Genomic DNA, 8,715 nt, shown 5'->3' on the forward strand with positions numbered 1-8,715 from the left:
CGGGCCCTACCGCCCCTGGGTGCCGCCCTCGGCGGCGTCGTTGGCCTCGAGGAAGGCCTCCAGGCGGGCGCCGATCTCGTCGGCGGTGGGCACGTCGAGCAGGCGCGAGATCTCGTCGGCGTCGGCGCGCGGGGGCGCGTAGGTGTCGTACTGGGCCTCGAGGGCGGCGACGACGGCGGCGACCTCGGGCTGGGAGGAGGCCTCGGCGTCGATCTCCGCACGGTTGACGGCGGCCGCGGCCTCGAGGTCCCCCAGGGGCAGGGCCAGGCCGGTGGTCTCGGCCACGGCCGACAGCAGCGCGGCGGCGCCGGCCGGGTAGTCGTCACGGGCGACGTAGTGCGGGATCGAGACCGTCAGGCCGCGCGAGTCCAGGCCCGCCTGTCCCAGGCGCAGCTCGAGCAGGCCGCTCATGGAGCCGGGGAGCTCGACGCGGCCGAAGAAGTCGGGCTGCTCGGGCAGGAGCTCGGGGCGGTTGCCGTGGTGGTGGACGTAGGTGGGGCGCGTGTGCGGCACGGCCATGGGCATGCCGGCCATGGCGACCGCCTGCGTCACCCCCATGGTGAGGGCCAGGTGGGTGACGGCGCCGACGACCTCCTCCCAGCGGTAGTCGGGCTCGGCCCCGTGCAGGAGCAGCAGGTCGCGGCCCTCGTCGTCCTGGAGGAGGTCGAGGACGAGCTCGGGCGCCTCGACGCTCCTGTAGGAGTGGGTGTCGAAGACCATCATCGGGCGGCGGGCCCGGTAGTCGATGAGGGAGTCGGCGTCGAAGGTGGCCAGCCGCTCGGAGGGCAGGGTCATGAGCAGCTGCTCGACGGCGAGGCGGCCCGCGTGGCCGGCGTCCATGGCGCCGTCGAGCTGGTGGAGCAGGACGCGCGGGGCGACGGGCTCGTCCCAGGGGCGCTCCACGCTGTACAGGGGTCTCATCCTGCCCTCCTTCCGCACGGGTCGTGCTCGGTCGACGGGGACCCGCCTGCAGGGGTCCCTGTCCTGCAACACGGGTGGGGCGCCGCCTGTTCCCGGAGGGCACGTCTTGGGACGGGTGCTCAGGAGCACAGGCGGGTTGTTCGCCGTCGGCGTCGGCAAGATACCCCGCACTGGGACAATAATGGACGGCCACGCGCGCGTGCGCGCACCGTCCCCCGAGCACCCCGGGGCCCGCCCGAGAGCCCCAGTCTGCGAGATCACGTGACCCAGCACCCCCAGACCTCCTCCGTGTCCGACGACGGGCGCACGAGTGCCGAGTCGGAGCGTGCGAGGCAGGTGCAGGCCGAGCAGGTGGTCGTCGACACGGCCTACGGCGAGCTCGACCGCCAGCTCGAGGCCGCGCGCCGGGCGCTGGCGCGCACGGAGGCGGCCGGCGCGAGCGGCACCCACCAGTCCCGCGGCGAGCGCGACGCCTACGCCGCCCACTACGCGAGCCTGGTCTCCTCCCTCGAGGGCGTCGAGGACCGCCTCGTCTTCGGCCGCATGGACCTGTCCCCCGAGGCGGTCGAGTCGGGCGGCGCGGCCTCGAGCGGCCCGGTGACCGACGGCGGCCGGCGCCACTACGTCGGCAGGACCGGTCTGCAGGACGAGCGCCGCCGCGAGGTCGTCCTCGACTGGCGCGCCCCCCTGGCGCGGGCCTTCTACCAGGCCACGGCCCGCGACCCGATGGGCCTGGTGCGCCGGCGCCACATCGACACCCGCCGGCGCCGCGTCACCGGCCTGGAGGACGAGGTCATCGACGTCCGGGCCCTCGACGAGGACGCCCGGTCCGGGGCTCGGGCCGCGGTGGACGGCCTGCAGGGCGAGGGGGCCCTCATCGCGGCCATGAGCGCCGCGCGCGACGGGCGCATGGGTGACATCGTCGCCACGATCCAGGCGGAGCAGGACCGCATCGTCACCAGCGACGGCAAGGGGGTGCTCGTCGTCCAGGGCGGCCCGGGCACCGGCAAGACGGCGGTGGCCCTGCACCGCGTCGCCTACCTGTTCTACTCCGAGCGCGCGCGCCTGGAGCGCTCAGGAGTGCTGCTCGTGGGCCCGTCGAGGACCTTCCTGCGCTACGTCGAGCAGGTGCTGCCCTCCCTGGGCGAGACGGGTGTGGTGGCGACGACGGTCGGCGACCTCGTGCCCGGCGTGCGGGCGCGCGGCAGTGAGGACCCGGCGGTCCACGAGCTCAAGGGGAGGGCCCTGTGGGCCGAGGTCCTGCGGCGGGCCGTGCGCGACCTGCAGCGCGTGCCCGCCTCCCCGCGCGAGATCGTCGTCGAGGGGGTGCGTCTGAGCCTGCGGCCCGCGGACGTGACGGAGGCGATGAGCCGGGCGCGCCGCTCCGGGAGGCCCCACAACCTCGCCCGCGAGACCTTCGTGCTGTGGCTGCTCGAGCGCCTGACGGACCAGTACGCGCGCGCCACCGGCCAGGACGCCTCGGACGCGGACACGCGCGCGTGGATCCGTGAGGACATCCGCACCGCGCGCGACGCCCGCCGGGAGATCAACCTGTGCTGGATGCCGACGACGCCGGTGGGCCTCCTCGAGCGCCTGTGGGCCCGCCCGGCGCTCCTGGAGCGCCTGGCGCCCGAGCTGACGGGGGCGGAGCGGGCCCTGCTCGCGCGCCCGGCGGGCTCGGAGCTCACCAGCGCGGACGTGCCGCTCATCGACGAGCTGAGCGAGCTGCTGGGCCCGAGTGAGGACGCCCAGGCGCAGCGGGCGCGCCTGGAGGCGTGGCGCCGTGAGGAGCTCGTCTCCTACGCCGCCCAGGCCATCGCCTCGCAGGACCTGGGCGACGGCATGGTGACCGCCGAGATGCTGGCGGACCGGATGGCGGACACGGGCCCGTCGCTCACGCTGGCCGAGCGGGCGCGGGCGGACCGGACCTGGACCTACGGGCACGTCGTCGTCGACGAGGCCCAGGAGCTGGGGGCGATGGCGTGGCGGGCGCTGGCCCGGCGCTGCCCGGTGCGCTCCTTCACCGTCGTCGGGGACCTGGCCCAGTACTCGGGGCCGCACGCGCCCTCCTCCTGGGCCCAGGTGCTCAGCGCCCTGGGCACCCAGGCGGCTGCGGGCACCGGGCCGGCCGTGCCCGGGGCCGGCGCCCCCCGTCGTGGCGGGCGGCGCCGGGGGCGCGGTGCCCGGGCGGGCGGCTCGACGCCGCTGCACGAGGAGGTCCTCACCGTCTGCTACCGCACGCCGGCGACGATCATGGCGGCCGCGGAGTCGGTGGCGGCGGCGCTGGACCACCCTCCGGTCTACCCGGTGAGCTCGGTGCGCGACCTCGAGGACTGCCTGGCGGCCACGAGCCTGTCCGGGCGGGAGGCGGACGACGAGCAGTGGGCGCGGGCGCTGCGCGAGACGGTGCTGGCCGAGTCCCGGGCCCTGGACGCGAGCGTCGGTGCCGGGGGCGGGCGGATGGCCGTCATCGCGCCTGACCCGGCCGCGGTGGCCCGCCTGCTGGTGCGGGACCCGGTGCTCAAGGCCGCGATGGAGGCGCCCGGCGGGGACGTGCTGCGCTCGCGCCTGGCGGTCATGTCGCCGGTGACGAGCAAGGGTCTGGAGTTCGACACGGTGGTGCTCGTGGAGGCCGCTGAGGTGGGCCGGCGCAGCCCGGGCGACCTCTACGTGGCGATGACGCGCCCGACGCGACGCCTGCACCTGGTCTCGCGCCGCGCCCTGCCCCGGGGGCTGCCTGACGGTCTGGTGGCCTGAGCGCCCACGGGCCCTGCCGGGTGGCGCCGGGGGCCGGGCCGCGCCCGCGGGGCCCGTGGGCGCGCGTGGTTACGCAACCGTAGGTTACGGTTGCGTGAGGGCCACCGCCCCAGCCCGCCTCCCGGGAAGGAAGCCTCATGAGCGAGCACGCCGGCGACACCTCCGAGCGCTACCTGCGCCCCCACTACGCCCCCGGGGTCCCCGGGGTCATCGCCCCCGTCACCGAGCCCCTCTCACGCATGCTCGACGACGCCACCCGGCGCTACCCCGACCGCCTCGCCCTCGACTTCATGGGCGCCTCCACCACCTACTCCCAGCTCTCGCGCCAGGTGGCCCAGGCGGCTGAGACGCTGCGCGCCCTGGGGGTGCGCCCCGGCGACGTCGTCGGCGTCATCCTGCCCAACTGTCCCCAGCACGTCGTCATCGCCTACGCCGTCTGGCGCCTGGGCGCCATCCTGGCCGAGCACAACCCGCTCGCCCCCGCCGCCCAGCTGCGCGAGCAGGTCGAGATCCACCGGGGCACGGTCATCATCGCCTGGGAGAAGACCCTCGCCCGCCTCGTGCAGGCCTCCGGCTCGCTGAGCGCGGCGGGCCTGACCGGCCGCCGTGTGCTGTCCGTGGACCTCTCGCGCGGCCTGCCCTGGACCAGCCGCCTGGCGCTCAACCTGCCCGTCGCCGCCGCCCGGGCCCAGCGCTCCGAGCTGCGCGGCAAGGTCCCCTCCGACGTGCGCTCCTGGGACGACCTCATGGCCGCCTGCGCCACCCTGCCCGCCGGCCACCGGCTGCCCGACGTCGACGACACCGCCGTCCTGCTCTACACGGGCGGCACCACCGGCACCCCCAAGGCCGTCAAGCTCACCCACCGCAACCTGCGCTCCAACGCCGAGATGAGCCTGGCCTGGGCCTCCCAGGCCTGCGAGCACGGGCAGGAGACCTTCTACTCGGTCCTGCCCTTCTTCCACGCCTTCGGCCTGAGCCTGTCGCTGCTGTGCGCCGTCGGCATGGCGGCCACCCAGGTCATCCTGCCCAAGTTCAGCGCGGACATGGTCCTGGCCGCCTGGAGGCGCCACCCAGCCACCTTCTTCCCGGGCGTGCCGGTGATGTTCGACCGGGTCGTCACGCGCGCCAACGCCACGGGCGCGGACCTGTCCTCCTGCAAGATCGCCGTGTGCGGCGCGGCCGCGAACCCGCGCGCCGTCGCCGAGGCCTGGGAGGAGGCCACGGGCGGCGTCATCATCGAGGGCTACGGCATGACCGAGTCCTCCCCCATCACCCTGGGCAACCCCATCTCCCCCGAGCGGCGCCCCGGCGCCCTGGGCGTGCCCTACCCCTCGACGGACGTGAGGATCGTCGACCCCGAGGACCCGGACACCGAGGTCGCCCCCGGCGAGGTCGGCGAGCTGCTGGTGCGCGGACCGCAGGTCTTCGCCGGCTACTGGGAGAACCCGGAGGAGACCGACGCCGTGCTCCTGCCCGGGGGCTGGCTGCGCACAGGTGACCTCGTGCGCCAGGAGGCCGACGGCTTCTACGTCATCGCCGACCGCCGCAAGGAGCTCATCATCTCCGGCGGCTTCAACATCTACCCCACCGAGGTCGAGGCCGCCGTGCGCTCCATGCCCGAGGTCGAGGACGTCGCCGTCGTCGGCCTGCCCGGGGACGCCGGCAACGAGCACGTCGTGGCCGCCATCGTGCCCAAGGAGGGCCAGACGGTGAGCCTGGAGCAGGTGCGCGCCTGGGCCGAGCGGACCCTGTCCCACTACGCCCTGCCCAGGCAGGTGGCGATCCTGTCGGAGATGCCGCGCTCGCAGATCGGCAAGATCCTGCGCCGCGTGGTGCGCGAGGAGCTGCTGGCCGCCCGTGAGGCCGCCTCCGCGGCCTCCGACGCCGTCGCCTCCAGCATCGTCGAGAGGCTCGGCGAGGGCGCCAGGGACAGCGGCGACGGCAAGGTCGGCGGGGACGGCAAGGACGCGGCCAGGTGAGCGACGCCGCCCTCTTCCACCGCCCGCACTACCAGCCGGGCATCCCCGCCACCGTCGAGGTCCCCGACGCCCCGCTGGGCGAGCTGCTGGAGCAGACGGCCCGCTTCTACCCCGAGCGCGTCGCCATCGACTTCCTGGGCCGGACCACCACCTACAGCGAGCTGCTGGCCGCCAGCGAGCGCGCCGCCACCCTCCTGCACGAGGCGGGCCTGCGCAAGGGCGACCGGGTGGCGCTCATCATGCCGAACTGCCCCCAGCACGTCGTCGCCGTCTACGGGGCGCTGCGCGTCGGCGCCGTCGTCGCCGAGCACAACCCCCTGGCCCCCGCCGAGGAGCTGCGCGCCCAGATCCGCCACCACGGGGCCCGGGTCGCCGTCGTGTGGGAGAAGGGCGTTGAGCACGTGGCCGGCATGGAGGGCCTGACGGTCCTGAGCGTGGACCTGTCCCAGGCGCTGCCCGCGCACCTGCGCGCGGCCCTGAGGCTGCCGCTGGCGCGGGCGCGCGCCGTGCGCGCCTCGATGAGGGCCGAGCACCTGCCCGCCGGGGTGCGCTCCTGGGACCGGGAGGTCGCCCGCGCCGAGAGGATCCCCGGCTCCTGGCCGCAGCCGGCGGGGGCGGACCTCGCCGTCCTGCTGCACACGGGCGGCACCACCGGCGCGCCCAAGGCCGCCATGCTCACCCACACGAACCTGCGGGCCAACACCAACCAGTCCACCACCTGGGTGCCGATGCTGCACGAGGGCGGCGAGAACTTCCTGTCCCTGCTGCCCTTCTTCCACGCCTTCGGGCTCACCTTCAACCTGTTCTGCGCCGTGCAGAAGGCCGCGACCCAGGTGATGATGCCCAAGTTCGACCCCGACGAGGTGCTGCGTGCCCACCGGAGGCGCCGCCTCACCTTCTTCGTGGGCGTGCCGGTGATGTTCGAGAGGATCCTGCGAGCCGCCCAGCGGTCGGGCACGGACCTGACCAGCCTGCGCTACGGCGTGTGCGGTGCGGCCCCCATGCCGCCGGCTGTGGGCACCGAGTGGGAGCGGGCCACCGGCGGGTTCTTCGTCGAGGGCTACGGCATGACCGAGACGAGCCCGGTGGTGGCAGGCACCCCCATGGGCCCCGCGCGCCGCCTGGGAGCCCTGGGCCTGCCCTTCCCATCGACGGACGTGCGCGTGGTGGACCCCGAGGCGCTGGAGGCGGCCCTGGCCGCGGGCGCGCGGGTGGACGTGGACGAGGAGGTGCCCGACGGCGAGCCGGGTGAGCTGCTCGTGCGCGGACCGCAGGTCTTCGCCGGCTACTGGGACGACCCCGAGGCGACCGCCGCGGCGCTCCTGCCCGGCGGCTGGCTGCGCACGGGCGACATGGTGCGCCGTGAGGAGTCCTTCCTGTGGATGGCGGACCGCAAGCGCGAGCTCATCCTCACCGGCGGCTTCAACGTCTACCCCACCCAGGTGGAGGCAGCGATCAGCTCGATGCCGGGGGTGGCGGAGGTCGCCGTCGTCGGGGTGGGCAAGGGGGCCACGGGCGAGGAGGTCGTCGCCGCCGTCGTGCTCGAGCGGGGTCCGGACGGAGGGCTCACCGACGCGGCGCGCGCCGTGACGCTGAAGTCCGTGCGCGAGCACGCCCTGGCACAGCTGCCGCGTTACGCGCTGCCGCGCCGCCTGGAGGTGCTCGACGAGATGCCGCGCTCGATGATCGGCAAGCTCATGCGCCGTCTCGTGCGCGAGGAGATCGCCTCACGCGGCTGAGCGGACGCCTGCCCCAGCGCTCCGGGCCGGGCGCGGGTCTCAGAGCAGGCCCTGGGCCTGGAGCACCTCGCGCAGGGCGGCGACCTCGGCGGCCTCGGCCCGCACGAGGGGCAGGCGCACGGTGGGGTCGGGCAGGCGCCCCTGCAGCGCCAGCGCCTCCTTGGCCATGACGGCGCCCTGGCCGCCTCCCATGATGGCGCGCACGAGGGGGCGGATGCGCTGGGCGACCTTGCGGGCGCCGTCGAGGTCACCGGCGTCGACCTCGGTGATCATCTCGCGCCAGGAGCGGGCGTCGGCGTGGGCGACGACGGAGACGACACCGGAGGCGCCGTGGGCGAGCCAGGCGAAGTTGAGGCCGTCGTCGCCAGAGTAGTACTCCAGGCCGGTGGCCTCCATGCGCTCGAAGCCCTGCTCGACGTCCCCGGTGGCGTCCTTGACGGCCTTGACACGGGGGTGCTCGGCGAGGCGGGCAAGGGTGTCGTCGAGGATCTTGACCCCCGTGCGGCCGGGGATGTCGTAGAGCATGACCGGCAGGTCCGTCGTCTCGACCACGGCCATGATGTGCTGGTAGACGCCCTCCTGGCTGGGGCGGTTGTAGTAGGGGGCGTTGATGAGCAGGGCCTCGGCGCCGGCCGCCTGGGAGCCGGTGCCGATGCGCACGGCGTGGGCGGTGTCGTTGGAGCCGACGCCGGCCATGAGCATGGCGCGCCCGGCGAGGGCGTCCTTGACCTCGCGCAGCAGCGTCTGCTTCTCGGGCAGGTGGGTGGTGGGGGCCTCCCCCGTGGTGCCGGCCAGGAGGATGAGGTCGGCGCCGTCCTCGACGAGGCTGACGGCCAGCGCCTGGGCGGCCTCGACGTCGATGGAGCCGTCCGCGTGGAAGGGCGTGACCATGGCGACGCCGACGGAGCCGAAGGACCGGGAGGGGAGTGCGCTCATGGCCTCAGCGTACCGTCCGGCCCCGGGCCCCAGGAGGTGGCGCCGGAGGCCGGGACGGGGGCCGTGCACGGGCGCATAGGCTGCGGGCATGACGACCTCCGCCTCCCCCAGCGACCCCGTCCCCTCCCCCAGCGCGGGCGGGTGGCCGTCCGCGCCGTCCCTGCCCTCGGTCTTCTCCACGGCCGCGCACGCGGGGCTCGGCGCCCCGGCGCGCGGCGGCCTCGAGGAGGCCCACGCCCACCCGGCCGGGCACCCTGCCGAGGCGGGTGGCTTCGTGCGCCCGGCGACGGGGGCGGACCTCGAGGCCATCGGGCGGGTGCAGGCCTCGACCATGCTGGCCTCCCTCGGCGCGGCCCACGCCGCCGCGCACGACGGAGCCGGCC

Annotated in this window: 5 protein-coding genes and 1 pseudogene; 4 read left to right on the top strand and 2 right to left on the bottom strand. The window is 75.3% G+C overall.

All coding sequences use genetic code 11. The features are described 5' to 3' along the window. Positions 1 to 6: 6 nt before the first annotated feature. The gene (locus H6X67_RS09080) at positions 7 to 921 is read right to left on the bottom strand and encodes a proteasome assembly chaperone family protein (protein ID WP_249369101.1); all 915 of its coding nucleotides are present in this window, start codon (positions 919 to 921) and stop codon (positions 7 to 9) included. Positions 922 to 1,182: 261 nt separating this feature from the next. On the opposite strand from H6X67_RS09080, the gene H6X67_RS09085 reads away from it, so the two are divergent. The 3 genes from H6X67_RS09085 (at position 1,183) to H6X67_RS09095 (ending at position 7,396) form a co-directional block, all read left to right on the top strand. Further along, entirely contained in the window at positions 1,183 to 3,678 is a 2,496-nt protein-coding gene (locus H6X67_RS09085) for a HelD family protein (RefSeq protein WP_249369102.1), read from the top strand. A 137-nt stretch (positions 3,679 to 3,815) separates the two neighbouring features. Continuing rightward, positions 3,816 to 5,657 (top strand): AMP-binding protein, encoded by a 1,842-nt coding sequence (locus H6X67_RS09090; RefSeq protein ID WP_249369103.1) that lies wholly within the window; start codon positions 3,816 to 3,818, stop codon positions 5,655 to 5,657. Then, positions 5,654 to 7,396 (top strand): AMP-binding protein, encoded by a 1,743-nt coding sequence (locus H6X67_RS09095; protein WP_249369104.1) that lies wholly within the window; start codon positions 5,654 to 5,656, stop codon positions 7,394 to 7,396. The genes H6X67_RS09090 and H6X67_RS09095 overlap by 4 nt, the downstream gene beginning before the upstream one ends. 39 nt (positions 7,397 to 7,435) lie before the next feature. Here the strand turns inward: H6X67_RS09095 and dapA are convergent, their stop codons facing one another. Further along, positions 7,436 to 8,332 carry a 4-hydroxy-tetrahydrodipicolinate synthase gene (gene dapA, locus H6X67_RS09100; protein ID WP_249369105.1) on the bottom strand — a complete coding sequence of 299 codons (897 nt, stop codon included), beginning with the start codon at positions 8,330 to 8,332 and terminating at the stop codon, positions 7,436 to 7,438. 88 nt (positions 8,333 to 8,420) lie between these two features. Here dapA and H6X67_RS09105 point away from each other — a divergent pair. Then, positions 8,421 to 8,715, top strand: a pseudogene (locus tag H6X67_RS09105) (GNAT family N-acetyltransferase); the annotation flags it as partial.

Source organism: Actinomyces sp. AC-20-1 (assembly GCF_023369555.1).
In the GTDB taxonomy this organism is placed as follows: domain Bacteria; phylum Actinomycetota; class Actinomycetes; order Actinomycetales; family Actinomycetaceae; genus Actinomyces.